The sequence below is a fragment of the Pseudomonas sp. GM79 genome, from assembly GCF_000282495.1.
Taxonomy (GTDB): Bacteria; Pseudomonadota; Gammaproteobacteria; order Pseudomonadales; family Pseudomonadaceae; genus Aquipseudomonas.
Window position 1 is genome coordinate 55,881 of the sequence record NZ_AKJE01000035.1, and the last position, 20,556, is coordinate 76,436.

At 60.1% G+C, this 20,556-nt stretch carries 19 protein-coding genes and 1 pseudogene; 9 read left to right on the forward strand and 11 right to left on the reverse strand.

Features of this window, described 5'->3' with window-relative positions; genetic code table 11:
- Positions 1 to 60: 60 nt before the first annotated feature.
- Entirely contained in the window at positions 61 to 963 is a 903-nt protein-coding gene (locus PMI36_RS19175; protein WP_008070482.1) for a DMT family transporter, read from the reverse strand.
- A 400-nt stretch (positions 964 to 1,363) separates the two neighbouring features.
- Here PMI36_RS19175 and PMI36_RS19170 point away from each other — a divergent pair, with 400 nt between their 5' ends.
- From PMI36_RS19170 to fecA, 4 genes are all read left to right on the forward strand, one after another.
- Positions 1,364 to 2,281, forward strand: coding sequence for an AraC family transcriptional regulator (locus tag PMI36_RS19170; protein WP_157214944.1), 918 nt, complete (start codon positions 1,364 to 1,366; stop codon positions 2,279 to 2,281).
- Positions 2,282 to 2,516: 235 nt separating this feature from the next.
- A complete protein-coding gene (locus PMI36_RS19165) occupies positions 2,517 to 3,005 on the forward strand; it encodes a sigma-70 family RNA polymerase sigma factor (RefSeq protein ID WP_007903262.1) in 489 nt (162 codons plus the stop codon).
- Positions 3,002 to 3,940, forward strand: coding sequence for a FecR domain-containing protein (locus PMI36_RS19160; RefSeq protein WP_008070484.1), 939 nt, complete (start codon positions 3,002 to 3,004; stop codon positions 3,938 to 3,940). Before PMI36_RS19165 ends, PMI36_RS19160 begins: the two co-directional genes overlap by 4 nt.
- Positions 3,941 to 4,210: 270 nt before the next feature.
- A complete protein-coding gene (gene fecA / locus PMI36_RS19155; protein WP_008070485.1) occupies positions 4,211 to 6,544 on the forward strand; it encodes a TonB-dependent Fe(3+) dicitrate receptor FecA in 2,334 nt (777 codons plus the stop codon).
- A 266-nt stretch (positions 6,545 to 6,810) separates the two neighbouring features.
- Here the strand turns inward: fecA and PMI36_RS19150 are convergent, their stop codons facing one another.
- Both PMI36_RS19150 and PMI36_RS19145 read right to left on the reverse strand, forming a co-directional pair.
- Positions 6,811 to 7,218: an HPF/RaiA family ribosome-associated protein gene (locus tag PMI36_RS19150; RefSeq protein ID WP_008070486.1), complete on the reverse strand. Its 408-nt coding sequence runs from the start codon at positions 7,216 to 7,218 to the stop codon at positions 6,811 to 6,813.
- Between the two features lie 216 nt (positions 7,219 to 7,434).
- Complete coding sequence (locus tag PMI36_RS19145; RefSeq protein WP_008070487.1) at positions 7,435 to 8,382, reverse strand: LysR substrate-binding domain-containing protein; 948 nt, start codon at positions 8,380 to 8,382, stop codon at positions 7,435 to 7,437.
- Positions 8,383 to 8,517: 135 nt separating this feature from the next.
- On the opposite strand from PMI36_RS19145, the gene PMI36_RS19140 reads away from it, so the two are divergent.
- Both PMI36_RS19140 and PMI36_RS19135 read left to right on the forward strand, forming a co-directional pair.
- On the forward strand, positions 8,518 to 9,894 hold the full coding sequence (locus tag PMI36_RS19140) for an L-serine ammonia-lyase (protein WP_008070488.1): 1,377 nt from the start codon (positions 8,518 to 8,520) through the stop codon (positions 9,892 to 9,894).
- 63 nt (positions 9,895 to 9,957) lie between these two features.
- Complete coding sequence (locus tag PMI36_RS19135; protein WP_008070490.1) at positions 9,958 to 11,259, forward strand: serine/threonine transporter; 1,302 nt, start codon at positions 9,958 to 9,960, stop codon at positions 11,257 to 11,259.
- Here PMI36_RS19135 and PMI36_RS31425 read toward each other — a convergent pair.
- Positions 11,241 to 11,474 carry a hypothetical protein gene (locus tag PMI36_RS31425; RefSeq protein WP_008070492.1) on the reverse strand — a complete coding sequence of 78 codons (234 nt, stop codon included), beginning with the start codon at positions 11,472 to 11,474 and terminating at the stop codon, positions 11,241 to 11,243. The genes PMI36_RS19135 and PMI36_RS31425 overlap by 19 nt on opposite strands.
- A gap of 83 nt (positions 11,475 to 11,557) precedes the next feature.
- Here PMI36_RS31425 and PMI36_RS19130 point away from each other — a divergent pair, with 83 nt between their 5' ends.
- Positions 11,558 to 11,872 (forward strand): DUF3509 domain-containing protein, encoded by a 315-nt coding sequence (locus tag PMI36_RS19130; protein WP_008070494.1) that lies wholly within the window; start codon positions 11,558 to 11,560, stop codon positions 11,870 to 11,872.
- Here PMI36_RS19130 and PMI36_RS19125 read toward each other — a convergent pair.
- The gene (locus tag PMI36_RS19125) at positions 11,869 to 12,369 is read right to left on the reverse strand and encodes a phosphate-starvation-inducible protein PsiE (RefSeq protein ID WP_007903272.1); all 501 of its coding nucleotides are present in this window, start codon (positions 12,367 to 12,369) and stop codon (positions 11,869 to 11,871) included. The genes PMI36_RS19130 and PMI36_RS19125 overlap by 4 nt on opposite strands.
- A gap of 359 nt (positions 12,370 to 12,728) precedes the next feature.
- On the opposite strand from PMI36_RS19125, the pseudogene PMI36_RS19120 reads away from it, so the two are divergent.
- Positions 12,729 to 12,983: pseudogene (locus tag PMI36_RS19120) on the forward strand (YebG family protein); the annotation flags it as partial.
- Positions 12,984 to 13,160: 177 nt separating this feature from the next.
- Here PMI36_RS19120 and PMI36_RS19115 read toward each other — a convergent pair.
- From PMI36_RS19115 to PMI36_RS19100, 4 genes are all read right to left on the reverse strand, one after another.
- A complete protein-coding gene (locus tag PMI36_RS19115) occupies positions 13,161 to 14,270 on the reverse strand; it encodes a dihydrolipoamide acetyltransferase family protein (RefSeq protein ID WP_008070496.1) in 1,110 nt (369 codons plus the stop codon).
- Positions 14,271 to 14,298: 28 nt separating this feature from the next.
- Positions 14,299 to 15,288, reverse strand: a complete 990-nt coding sequence (locus PMI36_RS19110; RefSeq protein WP_008070504.1) for an alpha-ketoacid dehydrogenase subunit beta — start codon at positions 15,286 to 15,288, stop codon at positions 14,299 to 14,301.
- The gene (gene pdhA / locus PMI36_RS19105; RefSeq protein WP_008070506.1) at positions 15,281 to 16,375 is read right to left on the reverse strand and encodes a pyruvate dehydrogenase (acetyl-transferring) E1 component subunit alpha; all 1,095 of its coding nucleotides are present in this window, start codon (positions 16,373 to 16,375) and stop codon (positions 15,281 to 15,283) included. The genes PMI36_RS19110 and pdhA overlap by 8 nt, the downstream gene beginning before the upstream one ends.
- A 109-nt stretch (positions 16,376 to 16,484) precedes the next feature.
- Positions 16,485 to 17,504, reverse strand: coding sequence for a Glu/Leu/Phe/Val dehydrogenase family protein (locus tag PMI36_RS19100; RefSeq protein WP_008070507.1), 1,020 nt, complete (start codon positions 17,502 to 17,504; stop codon positions 16,485 to 16,487).
- A gap of 183 nt (positions 17,505 to 17,687) precedes the next feature.
- On the opposite strand from PMI36_RS19100, the gene PMI36_RS19095 reads away from it, so the two are divergent.
- Positions 17,688 to 18,491 carry a SirB1 family protein gene (locus tag PMI36_RS19095; protein ID WP_008070509.1) on the forward strand — a complete coding sequence of 268 codons (804 nt, stop codon included), beginning with the start codon at positions 17,688 to 17,690 and terminating at the stop codon, positions 18,489 to 18,491.
- A 111-nt stretch (positions 18,492 to 18,602) separates the two neighbouring features.
- Here the strand turns inward: PMI36_RS19095 and maiA are convergent, their stop codons facing one another.
- Together maiA and fahA are read right to left on the reverse strand one after the other, a co-directional pair.
- Complete coding sequence (maiA, locus tag PMI36_RS19090) at positions 18,603 to 19,238, reverse strand: maleylacetoacetate isomerase (protein WP_008070512.1); 636 nt, start codon at positions 19,236 to 19,238, stop codon at positions 18,603 to 18,605.
- Positions 19,239 to 19,250: 12 nt separating this feature from the next.
- Positions 19,251 to 20,555: a fumarylacetoacetase gene (fahA, locus tag PMI36_RS19085; RefSeq protein WP_008070514.1), complete on the reverse strand. Its 1,305-nt coding sequence runs from the start codon at positions 20,553 to 20,555 to the stop codon at positions 19,251 to 19,253.
- Between the last annotated feature and the right edge of the window lies 1 nt (position 20,556).

The following is a 20,556-nucleotide window of genomic DNA, read 5'->3' on the forward strand; positions in this document are numbered from 1 at the left end:
GGAGAATATGGGCGTTGAGGATTGAGCGCGGAGTAATACGCGGTCAATCTTTGAAAAGCATCAGGCAAATTTGCCAGTCCCCTGCACCATCGGCGCCTTGGGTTTACGGAACACCAGCACATTCCCCAGCATCACCAACACCAGCCCCACCAACGCCGGTGCCGTCCATTGATAGCCTTCGACAAACGCCGACACATTCAGCGCCACCACCGGAAAGAGTACGGTGCAGTACGCTGCCCGCTCCGGGCCCATGCGCCCGACCAGCGTCAGGTAGGCGGTGAAGCCGATCACCGAGCCCGGAATCACCAGGTACAACAACGAGCCGATATAGCGGGCATTCCATTCCATGTCGAACGGGATGCCTTTGACCAGACACCACACCGTCAACATCGCCGCGCCGTAAGCCATGCCCCAGGCATTGGTGGTCAGGGGTTTCAGGCCGGCCTTTTGTTGCAGACTCGACAGCATGTTGCCGGCCGAGAAGCATAAGGTTCCGAGCAGCGCCAAGCCCAACCCGAGCATGGTTTCAGGGCTGGCGGTATGACCGGCCAGCTCCGGCCAGAACAACAGGCCCAATCCGAGCAAGCCCAGTGCACCGCCCATCAGTACATTGCGAGCGATTTTCTGACCGAAAAACACCCGTGCGTTGAAGGCATTCCAGAGGGTCGCGGTGGAAAACACCACGGCAACCAGACCGCTGGGAATCCATTGGCTGGCGGTAAGAAAGCACATGAAATTGATGCAGAACAGGCACAAGCCCTGCGCCAGGCAGATCAGATGCCCGCGACGGTTCATCACTTGCAGACGGCGGCTGAGCAGCAACATCACGAACAACACCAATGCGGCAAGGCCGAAGCGATAAACGATCGACACTGGAATCGCCACCACGCCCAGTTGCCATTTCAAGGCAATCCAGGTGGTGCCCCAGATCAGCACGGTCAATAAATACAGCGAAATGTTCATGGCGACAGCTCCGGGATGGGCAATGCTGTTCACTTTGTGGCGAGCGAGCTTGCTCGCGCTGGGCTGCGTAGCGGCCCCAAGTCCTGGCAAATTTCGCCAGTTTTGTGAGCGCTGCGCACTCAAGCGGGAGCAAGCTCCCTCGCCACAGTGCATTGCCTGATTAGGGGTCCAGTGTGCTGCGCCAATCGTGGGCGCACTTGCATAAACTTGCGCTTTTGTCGGCCGGCGGGCTGGCAGGCCAACCTCTACGGAGTAGGATGCAAGGCGTTGGAGAGAACCGATCATGGCCGCACAAGTGTCCTGTCTCGCAAATACGTTCCTTTTTGACGAGGGGCTGTTGCCGTCAGGCAAGGCGCCGCGACGAGTCATAGCCCGCTATGGCGAGGAGCGGCAACGCAGCATGGCGGAAACAGACACCGTCAAAAGGGAACCGTATTTGCGAGACAGGACACTCGATACCCTGCAAGTCTTTCAAGCGCTTAACCGCTCGCCCAATGCTCGTCTGGAGCACAGCGCCGAGCTCGGTGACGGCATGGCCGCAGCTTTGTGGAACAACCACCACGATGCTCAGGATTACGAAGCACCGAGCCATCACACCTTGTCTTGCTACATCGCCGGCGGCACCGGTACCTTTCGCCGCGACCAGCCCGGCACCAAGGGCGGCCCGGACAAGTTGTGCATTCTGCCGGCCGACCATCAGTCCGGCTGGGTGATCAACGGCGATATTCGCCTGGCCCACCTCTATTTCAGCCCCGAACAATTTGCCCTTGGTTGCGTCACGCTGCTGGATCGCGAACCTCGGGAATTGCAGTTGCGCGAGCGCACGTTTCTTGAAGACCCGCCGCAAGCCCGGCGCTTTCGGCAGTTGATCGCCCTCAACTGGGATGAGCCGGGCGAACGCCTGCTCACCAGCAGCCTGGCTCATGAAATGCTCAACCATGCCCTGCTCAGCCAGGTCGGTGTGCGTGAGGGCTTGCGCCTCAAGGGTGGGTTGGCGGCACATCAACGGCGGCAGTTGGTGGAGTTCATCGACCATCAATTGGCGGAAGCGATCAGCCTTGGACAGTTGGCTGCATTGTGTGCGTTGTCGGAATACCACTTTGCGCGAATGTTTCGAGTGAGCTTCGGTCTGCCGCCGCATCAGTATGTGTTGGCTCGGCGACTGAGCCGCGCGCGCGAATTGTTGCGCACAACGTCGCAGCCGTTGGGGGATATTGCGTTGGCCTGTGGGTTTGCCAGTGCGAGCCATTTCAGCAATCGGTTTCGGCAGGCTTTGGGTGGTACGCCTGGGGAGTATCGGCAGGCGTTTTTGCGCTAGTGGATTTTCGGTGCCTGTGCGGCCGCCTTCGCGAGCAAGCCCGCTCCCACAGGTGACCGAGTTCTTTCAGAGGAATTCGGTCGAATGTGGGAGCGGGCTTGCTCGCGAAGAACGATGACACGGTCTCCAGATCAGAAAAACCGGCCAAGAGCCGATTGCCGGATGCAGGCCCCGCCCCTACAATGCGAACAATTCTTGTTCTCTAACGTATCTAAATGCGTCCGGAGCGGTTCCGTTGTCGTCAGCCACTACCGTCGAAGTCCTTTATCACGCCCATCACAACTGGCTCACCGGTTGGCTGCGGCGCAAACTCGGCTGCCCTGACAGCGCCGCGGATCTGGCCCAGGACACGTTCATTCGAGTGCTGACGGCACGGGAAACGCCCCAAATCATCGAACCGCGGGCGTTCCTCACCACCATCGCCAAGCGTGTGCTGTTCAATCATTATCGCCGCCAGGATCTGGAGCGCGCCTACCTCGATGCGCTGGCGCAGATGCCGGAAATCGTCGCGCCGTCGGAGGAGGATCGGGCGATCATCCTGCAAACGCTGATGGAACTCGACCAGTTGCTCGACGGTTTGCCGCGCCTGGTCAAGCGCGCCTTTTTGCTGGCTCAGCTCGATGGTTTGACTTATCCACAGATCGCCGCCGAACTGGGCATTTCCATTGCCACGGTCAAACGGCACCTGAACAAAGCGGCAATGCGCTGCTACTTCGCACTATGAACAGCCCTGCGGATTTTTCCTCCAAGGTGGCTGAGCAGGCCGTGCACTGGTGGATGGAAGTCCAGCAAGGGCCGTTGAACCCACGTCAGCAAATCGCCTGGCAGCAATGGCTCAATGCTCATGGCGAACATCGACGGGCCTGGGAGCACATTCAGCGGGTCAATCAACGTTTGCGCGGTTTGTCTTCACCGCTGGCCCATGCCGCCCTCAACGCACCGAAATCCGCCGGGCGCCGTCAGGCATTGAAGCTATTGCTGATTCTCGGCGCGGGTTCGGCGGTCACTTGGGGCATGCGTGAGCACACTCCGCTGACGTCGTTGCTGGCCGACTACCGCAGCCCGATCGGCCAGCGACGTAAAGTGCCGCTCGGCGATGGCAGCCAAGTGCAGCTCAATACCGCCAGTTCGGTCGATGTGCGAGTCGACGGTCAGCAACGGCTGATCCACTTGCTAGAAGGCGAGATGCTGCTGACCGCCGCCCAAGCGTTTCAAGTACAGACCGCACAAGGCCTGTTGAAAACCCAAGGTGGGCGGCTGAACGTGCGGCAGTTTTCCGATCGCACTCACGTGGTGGTGTTCGAAGGCAGCGTCGAATTGACGCCCGATGGCGGCGCACCGCTGATGCTGCAAACCGCTCGACAGTTGAGCTTTGGCGCACGCGGCATCGGCACTCCCCTGCCACTGGACGCCAACAGCGGCGCCTGGGCCGACGGCATGCTGGTGGCCGCACACATGCGCCTGGGGGATTTCCTCGATGAACTCGGTCGCTATCGCCGGGGGCAGCTTAATTGCGCGGCGAATGTTGCCGACCTGCTGATCTCCGGGACTTATCCACTGGACGACAGCGAGCGGATTCTTGATCTGCTGGAAATCAGTTTGCCGGTGAAAGTGAGGCGTTTTACCCGGTATTGGGTGACCGTTGAGGCGCGCACCTGAATCTTGATCAACACATATAACCTGTGGCGAGGGAGCTTGCTCCCGCTCGGCTGCGAAGCAGTCGTAAAACTCGCTAACCTGATTTGCCTGACACACCGCACTGGATGGTTTCGGGGGCGCTTCGCACCCCAGCGGGAGCAAGCTCCCTCGCCACAAAAGCCAACCTGCGTCACCCCAGAAAAAATATTCATCCAGCGTGAGCCGTTTTTCAGATCTGGCGTGACAGAGAAGGAAAGCCCCCTTGATTCAACCTTCTCAGGATCGCCCTCCATGCAACCCACCCGTCTCACACCTATGGCTCGAACCTTGCGCCAACTCTTGCTGGGCGCCAGCCTGAGCTTCGGCGCACTGCCTCTGGTGCATGCCGCCGACACCAAGCCGTACCACATCGCACCGTCCTCGCTGGAGAACGCCCTCAACCAGTTTGGTCGTGAAGCCGGCGTGCTGATCTCCTTTGGCTCGCAAGTCACCAACGGTGTGCAAAGTCGCGGCCTGGAAGGCAACTACACCCCTTCGCAAGGCTTGAACGCGTTGCTCGAAGGCACCGGCCTGCAAGCTCGCGTGGAGGGTAACAATGCCTTCAGTCTGCAACCGGCGGGTGATGCGGCGCTGGAGCTGGACACCTCGAAAGTGGTTGGCGACTGGCTCGGCGATGCGGCGCAAACCAACGTCTTCGAACATCCTGGCGCTCGCGACGTGATCCGGCGCGAAGAATTCGAACGCCAGGGCGCGACTCAGGCCAGGGATGTACTCAATCGCGTTCCGGGGGTCAACGCGCCAGACAACAACGGCACCGGCAGCCATGACATGGCACTGAACTTCGGCATTCGCGGGCTCAACCCTCGGCTGGCTTCGCGCTCCACGGTATTGATGGACGGCATTCCGGTGCCTTTCGCACCTTATGGTCAGCCGCAGCTTTCGTTCGCGCCGATCAGCATGGGCAACATGGACGCGGTCGACGTGGTGCGCGGCGGCGGTGCGGTGCGCTACGGGCCGCAGAACGTCGGCGGTGTGGTCAACTTCGTGACTCGCGCCATTCCCGATGAACCGACGGTCAAGGGCGGCTTTCAGACTGAAACCAGTCCATCGTCCAGCCATGACGGCTTCAAAACCACCGGCAACCTGCTGGCCGGCGGCACGGCCGATAACGGTCTGGGCGGCGCGATTCTGTACTCGGGCACCCGTGGTGGCGACTGGCGCGAACACAGCGACACCGAAATCGACGACCTGATCCTCAAGGGCAAATACCAGCTCGACGAGGCCAACAGCTTCAACGCCATGGCCCAATACTACGAAGGCAAGGCAGACATGCCCGGCGGGCTGAACGTCGCCGATTACGACGCTGACCCGTACCAGTCGACCCGCCCGAAAGACCAGTTCTGGGGCCGTCGCACGATGTTCAATTTCGGCTATCGCTATCAGGAAGATCGCCGAGAGTTCACCGCCAATACCTTCTTCACCAAAACCCTGCGTAGCGGTTATCTGGACCAGGGCACGTTCCTCTCGCTGTCGCCACGCGAGTATTGGGTACGTGGCCTGGAAACCCGTTTCGCCCAAGGCTTCGACCTCGGCCAAACCAGCCATGAAGTCGGCGTCGGCTATCGCTACATCAACGAGGCCGGCCACGAACTGCGCTACCGCACGCCGATCGCCAGCAACGAACTCCCGACCACCAGCAGTCGCAACGACCGCGATACTCGGGGTGGCACCGAGGCCAATGCGTTCTTCGTCGATGACCGGATCGACATCGGCAAGTGGACGATCACGCCTGGCATCCGCTACGAGATGATCGAGTCGCAGCAGACCAACAACCTGACCAACGTGAAATACAAAGGCGACTACAACACCGCCCTGCCGGCGTTGAACGTGCTCTATCACCTGACCGACAGCTGGAACCTCTACGCCAATACCGAAGGGTCATTCGGCAGCGTGCAGTACAGCCAGATGCCTAACCGGGTGACCAGCGGCGAAGTCAAACCGGAAAAGGCGCGCACCTGGGAGCTGGGTACCCGCTACGACAATGGCGCGTTGCGTGCCGAGATTGGCGCATTCCTGATCAATTTCGACAATCAGTATGAAAGCAATCAAACCAATGACTCGGTGATCGCCCGTGGCGAAACCCGCCATCAAGGCATCGAAACCAGCATCAACTACGCCCTCGACGATTTGAGCCCGGCGCTGGCCGGTTTCGATGTGTACGCGACTTACGCCTATGTTGACGCGACCATCCGCGAGGACGGGCCGAACAAGGGCAATCGCGTGCCGTTCTCTTCGAAACACAAAGGCACGGTCGGCGTCGGTTATACCGAAGGCGCGTGGAAACTGAACCTGGACAGCAGCTACCAGAGTGACCAGTTCGCTGACAACGCCAACACCTCGGCCGAAAGCGCCGATGGCAGCACCGGCAAGATTCCGGGATACATGTTATTCAGCAGCCGCGCCGCATATGACTTCGGGCCGAAACTGTCGGACCTGAATGTGGCGGTGGGGGTGAAGAACATCTTCAACCACCAGTACTTCACCCGCTCGTTCGATGACAACAACAAGGGCAAGTACGTGGGAGAACCGCGGACGGTGTATGTGCAGACTTCAGTCGCGTTTTGATTACTGACCCCGGGGCAGAGGTCGGACACTTTGTGGCGAGGGAGCTTGCTCCCGCTCGGCTGCGAAGCAGTCGTAAAACCTGCTATCCAGATTTTGCCTGACACACTGCACTGGATGGTTTTGGGGCTGCTTCGCACCCCAGCGGGAGCAAGCTCCCTCGCCACAGGTTTCCATGGTGGCGAATACCATAAACAAGAACGGGCCTGCATAAGCAGGCCCGTTTTTCAGGTGGAGAGAAAGTGGGAAGGTAAAAAGTGAATCAGGCCTCAGCCGTTTTGTGCAGCCTGTTCGTTCTCGAGAAACTCGTCTTCCAGCAGCGCATCGGCCGTAGGCCTTTCGAACGGCACCACAGCGGCACGTGGTTTGCCCCGCAGTTTGCCGAACAGATGTTCAAGCGCATGTTCGAGTTTTTCAGCCGCACCGTCGATCGCCAGTTCCAGGTTAGCGGCTTTATGGGTAACAGAAATCGGTTGATGGCCTTTTGGCCGCGCTTCCAGCTGACAGCGCATATCGTGGGGACCGGGCTTGTCGCCGTTCTCGTCCCGCAGGTGGACCTCGACGCGGGTCAGGTCCTCTTCATAACGTTCGAGCGTGCTCTCAATGGTAGTACGTACCCACTCCTCCAGTCGGATGCTGCTTTGAATATGGTTATCGCTATTGACTTGGATTTGCATAGTTCATCCCTTATTTCAGCTAGCTCGCGAGAGGCCCTTCGGCTGGCCCTTGGGCTTCATCACCGTGACCTCTTGGTTACACAATCGGTGTGTGCGCAGAACATTTCAACCCCTAAAAAAAGATAAATATTCATTCGCAAAAAAAGCCGGACAACGGGTAAAAGCGCTGTTAATGTCGGGAGTTGGGTCGCCCCTGGCTGATGTCCCCAGCAGCTGTCACATCTGCCGCTCCGCCAGCGGGTGCAAGCTACGAAATATCCCCGCTTCTTCCACCAGCCAGTCATGCACCGCGCGCACGCCCGGATGGCTCAGCGCGCCCGGCGCATAAAGCAGTACGTAACGCTTGTGATTGGGCACCGCCAGGCCAAACGGCACGATCAACGTCCCGCGCTCCAGTTCATCGTTGAGCAGCGTTCGCCGCGCAATCGCCACGCCCATCCCGGCAATCGCCGCTTCAATAGTCAGGTGATTGCGATTGAAGGTATGCCCGCGCCGCACATCCGCGCCTTCGAAGCCGATGGCGTTGAGGTAGAACTCCCATTCCGCGTATTCGTAACTGCCGCGCCAGGCGGTGATGTCGTGCAGCAACGGAAAATGCACCAGATCCGCCGGGCCGTGCAGCGGCGGCCTTGCGCGCAACAGGCTCGGGGCGCACACCGGAAAGATCTGCTCATCCAACAAGGTTGTGGATAACAATCCCGGATAACTGCCGTCATTGAGGTCGATGGCCAAATCGAAGTCGCCCTCATGCAATGGCACGCTGCTGTCTTCTGCCACCAGCCGCAGTTGAATGTCCGGAAAACGCTGCTGCAAACGCGGCAATCTGGGGGTCAACCACTTGCTCAGGAACGATGGAATCGAGCGCAACCGCAAAATCCCGCTGATCATTCCCGCGTCCAGTCGTCGCAATTCCGCATCGATGCTGCCGTAGGCTTCGTTGACGGTGATAGCCAATCGCTGGCCTTCAGCGCTCAACTCCACGCCCCGGGCGCGACGATGAAACAGGCGAAAACCCAGGCGCTCTTCCAGTTGGCGAATTTGCTGACTGACCGCCCCCGGCGTGATGTGCAGTTCTTCGGCGCAACGGGTGAAGGACAAGTGCCGCGCGGCACACGAAAACACGTGCAGCCAGACGTAGGTCTGGGCGTGCAATTGGCGACTCATTGTTTAGTCCTGCTAAAGGCTGTCTTAGGAAGTTTCGTTGGTCACGTAGGACCGAGGTTGGCAGTATCGCCCACCTTGCGCTTGGCCTACAAAAATGGCGGCGATTTCTCTTCCATTGCTTGTATAGGCTTTAGCATGGCTATCAGTGTTTTCGATCTCTTCAAAGTCGGCATCGGTCCGTCCAGTTCCCATACCGTCGGCCCCATGCGCGCCGCCGCAACCTTCGCCCAGGCACTGATTGACCAACATTTACTGGCCGACGTACGGCGGGTAGAAATCCGTCTCTATGGCTCCCTTTCGGCCACTGGCGTCGGCCACGCGACCGACCGTGCCTGCGTCATGGGCCTGATGGGCGAATGGCCAGACAGCATTGATCCGAACTCAATCGACAGCCGAATCCAAACCTTGCGTGAAACCGGCGAACTGAGTCTGGCCGGCAAGTCGACTATTGCCTTCAACTGGCAGCGCGATCTCCTGCTGCTGGACGAGAGCTTGCCCTACCACCCCAACGCGATGTCTCTGACAGCCTTGAGCGAAACCGGTGAGCTGTTCGAGCAGACGTACTACTCGGTGGGTGGTGGTTTCATCATCGAAGCAGCAGAAGCCGAGTCCGGCATTGCGCCGGCCAGCGATGTGGTCCTGCCCTACGATTTCTCCAGTGCCGCCGAGTTGCTCAAGCTCTGCAACCAGCACGGTCTGCGGGTTTCCGAGCTGATGATGGCCAACGAACGGGCCTGGCGCAGCGACGCCGAGATCCGTCAGGGCTTGCTGCATATCTGGTCGGTGATGCGCGAGTGCGTCGAGCAAGGTTTGCGTCACGAAGGCATCCTGCCCGGTGGTCTGAATGTTCCGCGCCGTGCCGCGAAATTGCACCGCAGCCTGCTGGAAATCGGCAAACCGAATGTCATCAGCTCCACCCTGTCAGCCATGGAGTGGGTCAACCTGTTCGCCCTCGCCGTGAACGAAGAAAACGCGGCTGGCGGACGCATGGTCACCGCGCCTACAAACGGGGCGGCGGGGATCATTCCCGCCGTGCTGCACTACTACATGAAATTCAACCCGGACGCGTCGGACGATGACGTCGTGGCGTTCTTTTTGGGTGCTGCCGCTGTAGGCATTCTCTGCAAGAAAAACGCCTCGATCTCCGGCGCCGAAGTCGGCTGCCAAGGTGAAGTCGGCTCCGCCTGCGCCATGGCTGCCGCCGGCCTGGCCGACATACTCGGAGCGACTCCCGAGCAACTGGAAAACGCCGCCGAAATCGGCCTGGAACATAACCTCGGCCTGACCTGCGATCCGGTCGGCGGACTGGTGCAGGTGCCGTGCATCGAGCGCAACGCAATCGCTGCCGTGAAGGCGATCAACGCCACGCAAATGGCCCTGCGCGGCGACGGCAAACACTTCATTTCCCTGGACCGGGTGATCCGCACCATGCGCGATACCGGCGCCGACATGCACGACAAATACAAAGAAACTTCACGGGGCGGCCTGGCGGTGAGCTGGGTGGAGTGCTGAGGAGCACTCCCTGACCGTCTGCAACACGTGAGCCCGAGCAAGAATAATAACGAGGCAAAAACGATGACCGATGTACGTACACCTGCTGCCGATAATCCTGCTGTAGATCTGACACGCAATAGAGAAACAACCCACAAAGGCTGGAGCAAACACGACACCACCTGGATGCTTGGCCTCTATGGCACGGCGATTGGCGCCGGCACATTGTTCCTGCCGATCAACGCCGGCGTCGGTGGTTTCTGGCCGCTGTTGCTCCTGGCGGTACTGGCCTTTCCGATGACCTTCTTCGCCCACCGTGGCCTGACGCGTTTTGTTTTGTCCGGGCGTTCCGGGGACATTACCGAAGTGGTGGAAGAACACTTCGGCATCGGCGCCGGCAAGCTGATCACGCTGCTGTATTTCTTTGCGATCTTCCCGATTCTGCTGGTGTACAGCGTGGCGCTGACCAACACCCTGAGCAGCCTCATGGAGCACCAGTTGCACATGACGCCGCCGCCTCGGGCGATTCTGTCGCTGGGGCTGATTCTCGGCCTGATGGCGATCGTGCGTTGTGGTCAGGGCGTCATCGTCAAATGCATGAGCGTGCTGGTTTATCCGTTCGTCGCGGCGTTGCTGCTGCTCGGCGTCAGCCTGATCCCGAACTGGAACGGCGCGTTCTTTGCCACCGCCAGTGAAGGCATGCCGCTGCCATTGTTCTTCAAGACCTTATGGCTGGCGATTCCGGTGATGGTGTTCTCGTTCAACCATTCGCCGATCATCTCGGCCTTCGCCGTCGATCAGAAACAGCGTTACGGCGAACAAGCCGAACGCAAAAGCAGCGGCATTCTCGCGATCGCTCACCTCATGATGGTCGTCACCGTGATGTTCTTTTGCTTCAGCTGCGTGCTGGCGCTGTCCCCGGCTGATTTGGCCGCTGCGAAGGCGCAGAACATTTCGATCCTGTCGTACCTGGCCAACCACTTCCAGACACCGGTCATCGCTTATGCCGCACCGTTGATTGCGTTGGTGGCGATCACCAAATCCTTCCTCGGCCATTACATCGGCGCCAGCGAAGGCTTTCAGGGCCTGATCGTGAAAAGCCTGCGTGGCCGTGGTCGCGTCATGTCCGCCAGTTGGCTGAACCGCATCACTGCGCTGTTCATGATCCTCAGCTGCTGGGCCGTGGCGACCTTCAACCCGAGCATCCTGGGCATGATCGAAACCCTTGGCGGGCCGATCATCGCGTGCCTGTTGTTCCTGATGCCGATGTACGCCATCCGCCGCGTGCCGGCCTTGCGCCAGTACTCGAATCAGGCCTCGAACGTGTTTGTGGTGTTGATCGGTTTGATTGCACTGTCTGCGATCATCTACTCGTTCATGCCCTGAAACGGGCAGGCAAAAAGAAGGCGGGCCAGAGTGCCCGCCACTTTTTTGCCGTGTTCATTGTTCGACAATTTTTCCGGCATGCCCCTTGCTTTGCCCCTGTAGGAGCTGCCGAAGGCTGCGATCTTTTGATCTTCAGCGCCTTCACCGAACATCAAGATCAAAAGATCGCAGCCTTCGGCAGCTCCTACGTTACACGGATGAAAGTACATGAACATGGAAGGCCGATGGTCTGGTGTAGCGAACTAATCCCGATCATGGCCGGTCAACAACTGCACGTTCAATCAGGCGGTGACGCATCATGGACAACCCCTTTCAACTCATTACCGATGCCTTTGCACCGGATTATCAAGTCAACCTGAGCATTCAGGGGCTGGACGGCAGCATCATGCTGACCCTCTCCAAAAGTGGTCGCGTGGTGGCCAAACGGATGATCAGCACCGAACAGCGCAATGACCCCAAGCGCCTCAAACGCCTGGTGCAAAGCATTCAATTCGGCATCGCCATCGAACAAGGCCACAGCGCCGTGGCCATCCTCGAAGCCATGACCGACGGCGACAATCGCAACCCGCCGCCACAGGTCAAATCCCGGCCCCGACCTTCAATGGGGCTTTAAATCTCGCCCTTCTCCACTTCGGGATGCTCACCGGAACCCGCACCGATCTTGCGTTGCGGGTGTTCGATCTTCACCGAAGGGAACTGCGACGAGGCGTAACGCACCACCAGAATCGCAAACGCCAGCAGCAGAATACCGCCGCACAGATAGATGATCCCCAGGTCCGGCGGATTGTGGTGCGAGACGTTGGAGATCAGCAGCCGCGTCAGAGCGGTGATCGCCACATAGATCAGGAAACGCACCGGCATGTGGTTGGTCTTGAAATAAATCCCGACCATCGCCCCTAGTTCCAGGTAGATGAACAGCAGCAAGATGTCATCGATCTTGATGTGCCCCTGTTCGAGCATTCCGAGGAATTCCATCACCGCCGCCCACGCGGTCACCGCACCGATGGCGAACAGCGCCAGGTAGTGGAAGGTCTCGACGAACAGGTTGCCCAGGGACTCGGCCAGTTGGTGCACGTTCTGCCGCAGGTTCTCGGCCCAGTTGATTTTCACTTTGATTGTTCCTTAGCTCGGTTCGAGCGGATGATGCGGGTTGGACGTGACGGTTGTTCTGCATGCAGAAAAAAGGCCAGAGGCTGTTGGGTGAGATGGCGATGGGCTGCTACTGGACACTTTTGTGGTGTTTTTGCCGGCCTATTCGCGAGCAAGCCCGCTCCCACAAGGGACAGCACATATCCTGTGGGAGCGGGCTTGCTCGCGAATAGGGACAACACGGTTCACCTGACAAACCCTGAATTCGGTCTACATTAAAAAGCCACTACCCAAAGCGCAGGGATTCGCTTATCCTTTTCGCTGTATATAGATACAGTAGTCGAAACAGACAACTAATGTGAAGGCATGTGAGGTGGTGAATGGCCGTCGAAGTGGTATACCGCAGCAGCCGAGATCTGGAGCGCTTGTTCATGGATAAAGCCGAAGCTGACCGTCATGACAAAATGCTCGAACTGGCCGAATTGCTGGCCGAAGTGTTGCAAAAAGCCGTTCCGTCCCTGACTGAACAGCAAGTGGAAGAAGCCGGGATCTACATGGCGAAGAACCGCGATGTATTCGCCAAGGCATTCAAGAGCCAGCCGGACGCACTGTCCGAACTGCTGAATGCACCCGCCGAAGCCATTGAACCTGTTAAAGCCACTGAACCTGTTGAAGTAGCTGCACCAGTTGAAGTAGCGAGCGCTGAGCCGACCAAGCCAGCCAAGGCCGCCAAGACGCCAAAGTAAGCAATGCCCGAATTGAATAGGCCCTGAGTCAAATGACTCAGGGCCTTTTTCATGCCTGCGGGAAACCTAGACCTCGGGTTGTTCCAGCGCCTCGACCAACGCTTTGAAGAACCGCGCCGCCTCGCCGCCGGTGACCACCCGATGATCAAAGGTCAGGGACAGCGGCAGAATCGCATGCACCACCACCACGCCCTCGACCGCCACCGGTTCTTCGCGGATCGCCCCGGCGGCGAGGATCGCCACTTGCGGCGGCACCACCACCGGGTTGGCGTAGCGGCCGAACAAGGTGCCGAAGTTCGACAGGGTCAGGGTCGCGCCCATCATTTCCTTAGGTGGGATCGAGCGCGCCTGCACATCGGCCCGCAGACGCATCACACCTTCTTTCAAATCCGCCGCCGTGCGCTGACCGACATCGCGCAGCACCGGCACGAACAAGCCGTCCGGCGTGTCCACGGCAATGCCCAGATCGAGTTGTTCATGTTGCTTGAGCGCCAGGGTTTTGCCATCGAAGGCGCTGTTGAGCACCGGTTCTACCGCGCAGGCCGCCGCCATCGCCTTGGCCAGGCGAATCAACGGTTCTCGCGCCTGCCCCCAGCGATGCAGATCGGCATCACCGAAAATCGTCACCGGCACCACTTCGGCATGGGACCTGGCCATGTTCAGCGCCATGCTGCGTCGCACGCCACGCAGCTTCTCGCCGCCGAAGCGTTCGCGTGCCGTCTGGGCCGAGTTTTCCACGTCGCTGCGGGTGATCTGGCCGTCCTGGCCGGAGCCGGCCAAGGCGCTCAGTTCAACACCGAGTTGCCGAGCCAGTTGACGCACCGCCGGCGTGGCACGGTTCGCCAGATGCTCACGAGTCGAAGGTGCTGCGCCGATAAAAAATGCATCTTCCTGATTCGTGCCGCCGCCCTCAAGCCGCCCGACCACAGTGCCCGCATCCGCTTCGCCTTCGTAACCGAGCAGAGGTTCGCCAACGTGAAGGATGTCGCCCTCGCCACCAAAGGTTTTTGCCACCACACCGTCGTAGGGCGCAGGAATGTCCACCAGCGCCTTGGCGGTTTCCACCGACACCAGCAGTTGGTCGGCTGTGACGGTATCGCCGACCTTGACGTGCCAACGGACGATTTCCGCTTCCTGCAAGCCTTCGCCCAGATCCGGCAGTTTGAAATATTTCATCGCAACCTCCTCGGCCTCTGGCGTCTGTTCAGGGGTAGTGCTGCATGACGGTGTTGCAGGCATGAAGAATGTCTTCGATGCCGGGCATGTACAGCGATTCCAGTCGATACAGCGGCGGCGGAATGTCTGGCGCGGTGACTCGCTGGATCGGTGCCTGCAACTCCAGAAACACCCGTTCGTAGAGACTGGCGGCGATTTCCGCGCCGACTCCGCAGGAGCGCGGCGCTTCATGCACGATCACGCAACGACCGGTCTTGCGCACCGAGGCTTCCATCGTGTCGAGGTCCAGCGGTTTGATACTGGCGACATCGATCACTTCCGCCGAGACGCCCTGCTCGGCCAGTTGCGTGGCGGCTTGCAGGGTTTCCATCACGCTGGCGCCCCAACTGATCAAGGTAATGTCGCTGCCTTCACGCAGGGTGAAACAGCTGTCCAGTGGCAAGCGTTTACCGTCATCCAGCAGCGGTTGCGGGTTCATTCGATAGAGTCGGGTCGGCTCGAGAAATATCACTGGATCCGGGTCGTCGATGGCTGCGAGCAACAAGCCATAAGCCCGGGCCGGCGAGGACGGGATCACCACCCGCAGCCCCGGAATGTGCGCGAACAGCGCTTCGGTGCTTTCGCTGTGATGTTCCGGCGCGCGAATCCCTGCGCCCATGGGCGAGCGCATCACCATCGGGCAGGTGATCCGCCCGCGCGTGCGATTGCGCATGCGGCTGGCGTGGGACACCAGGTGCTCCATGGTGGCGTAGATGAAGCCCATGAACTGGATTTCCACCACCGGTTTCAGGCCTTGGGCCGCCATGCCCACCACCAGCCCGCCGAGCATGGTTTCGGCCAGCGGCGAGTCGATCACCCGCTTGAAACCGAAGGTGTCGCGCAGGCCCAGCGTGGCGCGGAACACGCCTCCGTTTACCCCGACGTCTTCACCGAGGACGATGACGTTCTCGTCCTCGCTCATGGCCCGATGCAACGCCAGATTCACCGCTTCCAGCAGCGTCACGTTGCCGTTACTCATCGCTCGAACCCCCTGTCCGGCGCGCCACGCGTTCAAGGAAATCTTCACGTTGCTCGGCCAGGGCTTGCGGCCATTGGGCGTAGACATGATCCATCACCGATTCCGGCGCCTGCAGGCCCGCCGCTTCGAAGTTATCCACAGCACGCTGCACCAAACCCTGGCATTCGCTGATTAGCGCCTGTTCGCGGCCCTCGTCCCACACACCCTGCCCGGCCATAAACCGTTGCAGGCGTTTGATCGGTTCTTCGAGCCAGGCCTGCTTGACCTCGTCCGCCGACCGGTAGCGCGTGGCATCGTCGGCGGTGGTGTGATCGCCGAGCCGATAGCTCAGGCATTCGAGCAACACCGGGCCTTTACCGTGACGCGTCCGTTCAAGGGCGGCTTGCACGCGGTCGTAAACGGCGAGCATGTCATTGCCGTCGACTTGCTCCCCGTGGAACCCGGCGCCAATGGCTTTCTGCGCCAGAGTCGGAGCGCCGCACTGGATTCGTCGCGGCACCGAGATCGCCCATTGGTTGTTGTTGACCATGAACACCACCGGCAACTGCCAGGCGCCAGCAACGTTGAGGGCCTCGAGGAAATCACCTTTGCTGGTTCCGCCGTCGCCGCACGTTGTGACAGCGACCCGATGCTCGCCGCGGATTTTGAAGGCGCTGGCGACGCCACAGGCATGCAGGGCCTGGGTGGCGATCGGCACGCAGATCGGGAAATCCTGGGCCACCGCCGGGTCGGCAAAGTCGCTACCTCGCTCATCGCCGCCCCAATACAGCAGGATTTCTTCCATGCGCACACCGCGCATCAATTGCACAGCGGTGTCGCGGTAATACGGGATCAGTACGTCTTCGGCGTGCATCAGGCTGCCGACCGCGACACCAATGGCTTCCTGGCCCAAGGTCGGCGCGTAGGTGCCGATGCGCCCGGTGCGTTGCAAGGCGACAGCTTTCTGATCGAAAAGGCGGGTCAGGACCATCTGCCGATACAGACGCGTCAACAGATTGAAATCGTCGGCCCAGGCGGGAAGATTGCCGAGCGGCTGGCCATTGGGGGATAAAAATCGGGTGTAAGGCAGCTCAACCTTGTGAAGCATCACAGGGCTCCTGGCACGCGGGAATCGGCGTGCATCTGTCAGGCCCGGCGCTTGTGACGCAGGGCTTGGGGAGCAACGGCCGGATAGGCTCTCACTCCTTTCAAACTTTTCACCGGTACAACACTTTCTCCGCCAACTCATCCGCCACCCGGGCCGGAGAGCGCTTTTCCGCCTGGGCATGGGCGAAGACTTCGGTCAGCCGTGAACTGATTTTCGACAGGTGCGCGGTGATGGTTGTCAGCTCTTCCCCGCGATGTTTGAGCGACACGTAGATCAGCCCACCGGCATTGATCACGTAATCGGGCGCATACAAAATGCCCCGGCGTTCCAGTTGATCGGCGATCTCGAGATGCATCAGTTGATTGTTTGCCGAACCGGCGACCGCTGCGCAGCGCAGTTGGGGCACGCTGTTTCTGTTAAGCACACCGCCCAGGCCGCAGGGCGCGAGTATGTCGCACGGCGTGCTGAGCAGCGCATCATTGGCGATTGGATGAGCGCCCAACTGCTCCATGGCCAGCTGCACCTTGCCATGATCGATGTCGCTGACCAGCAGCTCGGCACCGGCGGCGTGTAGCTGTTCGGCCAGGGCATAACCGACATTGCCCAGGCCTTGAATGGCTATGCGCAGTCCTTCGAGATTATCGCTGCCCAAACGGGCCATGGCGGTGCTGCGAATACCGGCAAATACGCCCATGGCCGCGTGAGGTGCAGGGTCGCCCGCGGCGGTGGTGCTGGTAACGAACTGCGTCTGTTGGGCGATGCAATCCATGTCCGCCACCGAAGTGCCGGCGTCGATGGCGGTGATGTAGCGACCGTCGAGTTCGTTAATGCAGCGCCCGAAAGCTTCAAATAGCGCGGCGCGGTTTTCCACATGGGCCGGGCGAACAATCACCGCAACGCCACCACCCTGAGCCAGACCAGCCAGGGCCGCCTTGTAACTCATGCCTTGGGCAAGGCGCACAGCATCCTCGATCGCGGATTCATCGCTGGGGTAAGCAAGGTAACGACACCCGCCCAGGGCAGGTCCCAGACGGCTGTTGTGGATGGCAATCACCGCCTTCAACCCGGTGACCGGATCGACGCTCAGGTGCAGCGATTCAAGGCGAGTGCTTTGCATGAGAGCGAACATCGTAGGGCTCCCGAATCACTTCTTGTAGTCGCCAGTATAAGCTTGTGCACAAAAATTGCAGAAACGCCCCGGAATAAGCGGCGTCGCTTTACAGGCTTTCGGACATAACCTGCCAGCGCCTGTGCCCGATACTGGACGAAAGCCTGAGACGGGGCTAAAACGAGGCATTCCCCGGAGATTTTGATGACCCCGCGCCAACGTTTTTTCGACTGTCTGCAACGATCACCGCCCGCGCTGTTCGAGGCGGCGCTGTGGATGGCCGTCGAACACGATAAGGAACTGAATCCCGAGACGGTGCTGGCGGATTTCAAGGACCTGCAACAGCGGGTCAGCTACGGGTTGCCGATGCTGCCGGTGAGTGAATTGGCCCAACCGTTGTTGCGTCGAATGAATGACCTGGGGTTCGCTCAGGACGACTCCACGCCCTTGCGTCCGCAAGTGGCGTTACTCAACAAGGTGCTGGAGCGTCGGCGGGGTCAACCGCTGGTACTGGGCCTGATTGCGCTGGAACTGGCCAGAAGGCTGGAGATTCCCATGGTCGGGGTCAACTTCCCCGGGCATTTCCTGCTGCGGGTGCAAGGCGCCGATCATCTGCTCGACCCTTGCGGCGGGCGACGGCTGTACCCCAACGACTGCCGGGAGTTACTGCAACGCCAGTACGGCCCGAACATGCAACTCGGCGCCGAGCATTTACTGACAGCCGAACCGGTGCAGATGCTGCAGCGGCTGTCGCGCAACCTGCGCCAGTTGTACCTCACGAATGATGACTACATCGACGCCCTGATCGACGCCGAGCGCGTGCTTGAATTGGGCAACGCCAGCGCCTCCGACTATCTGGCCCGGGCCAGTCTCTACCAACGACTGGACTGCCCGAATGCCGAGCGTTTTGACCTGGAGCACGCGCTGCTGCTCTGTGACGACCCGATCCAGCGGATTCGCCTGACCGAACGGCTCGGGCATCTACCGCCTAACTCAGTGGTTCACTGATCTCATGTGGGAGCGGGCTTGCTCGCGAAGAAGACACCGCGGTATTTCTGACGTACCGCGTTATCGTTCTTCGCGGGCAAGCCCGCTCCCACATTAGGTCTATGTGAGCCATCAAGGGGTGTCGGGCTGATTTGCCGGATGGGCCAGGAAGAAGGCGGGGTGTGTCGCCGCCAATGCAGCCACTCGACGAATTCGCGGGTAGGCCTCAAGGGAAATATTGAAGCGCTCGGCCGCATACAACTGCGGGATCAAATAGACGTCCGCCAGCCCCGGTTGATCGCCAAAGCAGTAACCGGTGTCACCGATCAATTGGTCCACCGTCGCCAACCCTTGCCTGATCCAGTGACCGATCCACTCAACCACCTGCGGCTCATCGTGCCCCAACTGCCGAAGCTGATTGAGCACGCTGACGTTGTGCAGGGGATGAACATCGCAGCCGATCACCGCCGCCACGCCACGCTCATGGGCACGGGCGACGAGGTCCTTGGACAGCAATGGCACCTGTGGATAACGTTCCTCCAGGTATTCGATGATCGCTGGTGACTGGATCAGCAACTCGCCCTCATCAGTGCGCAAGGCCGGCACCCGGCCTTGGGGGTTGATGCCCAGATAGGTCGGCTGCCGATGTTCGCCACCTTGCGGCGCGATCAAGTTGATTGGCAGCGCCTGGTAATCCAGCCCCTTCAACGCCAGCGCAATACGCACCCGGTAAGACGAGGTCGAACGATAGTAGGTATAGAGTTCCATGACACGATCCTCTTAGCGCGCGGGCAGCACTTTGCCGCGGCATTCGCCGAAACCGATGGAAGCAAAACCCTCGCGGCTGCAACGGGCACGCAGAATGATTTCGTCGCCGTCCTCAAGGAATTTACGCACCTCGCCCGACGCCAGTTCGATCGGCTTCTTACCGCCCTCGGTGATTTCCAGCAAGCTGCCGAACTGACCGTTTTCAGGACCGGACAGCGTGCCCGAACCGAACAGGTCACCGGCCTGCAACTGGCAGCCGTTGACGCTGTGATGCGCAACCATTTGTGCGACGGTCCAGTACATGTGTTGGGTGTTGCTGAGGGTCAGGCGATGGGCTGGCAGATTTTGCTCGCGCATCGATTCGGTCAGCAACAGCACTTCGAGTTCGATGTCGAAGGCACCGGCGGCCTGATCACGCTTGTCGAACAGGTACGGCAGCGGCTGCGGATCGCCTTCCGGGCGCGCAGGCTGCGCACGACGGAACGGCTCCAGCGCTTCGGCCGTCACCACCCACGGCGAAATGCTGGTGATGAAACTCTTGGACAGAAACGGCCCCAGCGGCTGGTATTCCCAGGCCTGGATGTCCCGCGCCGACCAGTCGTTAAGCAGGCAGAAACCGGCGATGTGGTCGGCGGCGTCACCGATGGCGATGGAGTCGCCCATCGCGTTGCCCTGACCGATCCAGATACCCAGTTCCAATTCATAGTCCAGACGTGCGCACGGGCCAAACGTCGGCTCGGTCTGGCCGGCTGGCAGGGTCTGGCCTTTCGGACGGCGAACGTCGGTGCCGGACGGGCGAATGGTCGAGGCACGGCCGTGGTAACCGATCGGCACGTACTTGTAGTTCGGCAGCAACGGGTTGTCCGGGCGGAACAGTTTGCCGACATTCTGCGCGTGCTCGATGCCGACGTAGAAGTCGGTGTAATCGTTGATCTTCGCCGGCAAGTGCATTTCGCAATCCGCCGCCAGCGGCAGCAGTTTGGCGCCTTGGGCTTCGATCTTGCCGTGCAGGGTGCTGCCTTCGGCAAACAGCTCCAGCAGACGCTCGCGCAGGGCAACGCGAGCATCGCGCCCCAGCTCGAAGAACGCATTCAACTGGCCGCCACGGGTGGCTTGGACCGCGGTGAGCGCGGTTCCCTCGAACAGACCGGCATCCAGTGCCGCTTCCAGATCAAAGATATGGTCGCCGATCGCCACGCCACTTCGCGGCGCGGAGCCCTTCACGCTGAACACGCCCAACGGCAGGTTTTGCAGCGGGAAATCAGCGTGGCCGTTGGCGGAGGCAACCCAGCTACGAGTGATGGAAGTCTGAGTCATG

Coding starts and splice junctions, on each gene's coding strand:
- PMI36_RS19145 (WP_008070487.1), bottom strand. CDS start 8,382: ATGAGTCGCCAATTGCACGCCCAGACCTACGTCTGGCTGCACGTGTTT.
- pdhA (WP_008070506.1), bottom strand. CDS start 16,375: ATGCTTCACAAGGTTGAGCTGCCTTACACCCGATTTTTATCCCCCAAT.
- fahA (WP_008070514.1), bottom strand. CDS start 20,555: ATGACTCAGACTTCCATCACTCGTAGCTGGGTTGCCTCCGCCAACGGC.
- PMI36_RS19150 (WP_008070486.1), bottom strand. CDS start 7,218: ATGCAAATCCAAGTCAATAGCGATAACCATATTCAAAGCAGCATCCGA.
- PMI36_RS19160 (WP_008070484.1), top strand. CDS start 3,002: ATGAACAGCCCTGCGGATTTTTCCTCCAAGGTGGCTGAGCAGGCCGTG.
- maiA (WP_008070512.1), bottom strand. CDS start 19,238: ATGGAACTCTATACCTACTATCGTTCGACCTCGTCTTACCGGGTGCGT.
- PMI36_RS19170 (WP_157214944.1), top strand. CDS start 1,364: ATGGCGGAAACAGACACCGTCAAAAGGGAACCGTATTTGCGAGACAGG.
- PMI36_RS19100 (WP_008070507.1), bottom strand. CDS start 17,504: ATGTTCGCTCTCATGCAAAGCACTCGCCTTGAATCGCTGCACCTGAGC.
- PMI36_RS19130 (WP_008070494.1), top strand. CDS start 11,558: ATGGACAACCCCTTTCAACTCATTACCGATGCCTTTGCACCGGATTAT.
- PMI36_RS31425 (WP_008070492.1), bottom strand. CDS start 11,474: ATGTTCATGTACTTTCATCCGTGTAACGTAGGAGCTGCCGAAGGCTGC.
- PMI36_RS19115 (WP_008070496.1), bottom strand. CDS start 14,270: ATGAAATATTTCAAACTGCCGGATCTGGGCGAAGGCTTGCAGGAAGCG.
- fecA (WP_008070485.1), top strand. CDS start 4,211: ATGCAACCCACCCGTCTCACACCTATGGCTCGAACCTTGCGCCAACTC.
- PMI36_RS19135 (WP_008070490.1), top strand. CDS start 9,958: ATGACCGATGTACGTACACCTGCTGCCGATAATCCTGCTGTAGATCTG.
- PMI36_RS19095 (WP_008070509.1), top strand. CDS start 17,688: ATGACCCCGCGCCAACGTTTTTTCGACTGTCTGCAACGATCACCGCCC.
- PMI36_RS19140 (WP_008070488.1), top strand. CDS start 8,518: ATGGCTATCAGTGTTTTCGATCTCTTCAAAGTCGGCATCGGTCCGTCC.
- PMI36_RS19110 (WP_008070504.1), bottom strand. CDS start 15,288: ATGAGTAACGGCAACGTGACGCTGCTGGAAGCGGTGAATCTGGCGTTG.
- PMI36_RS19175 (WP_008070482.1), bottom strand. CDS start 963: ATGAACATTTCGCTGTATTTATTGACCGTGCTGATCTGGGGCACCACC.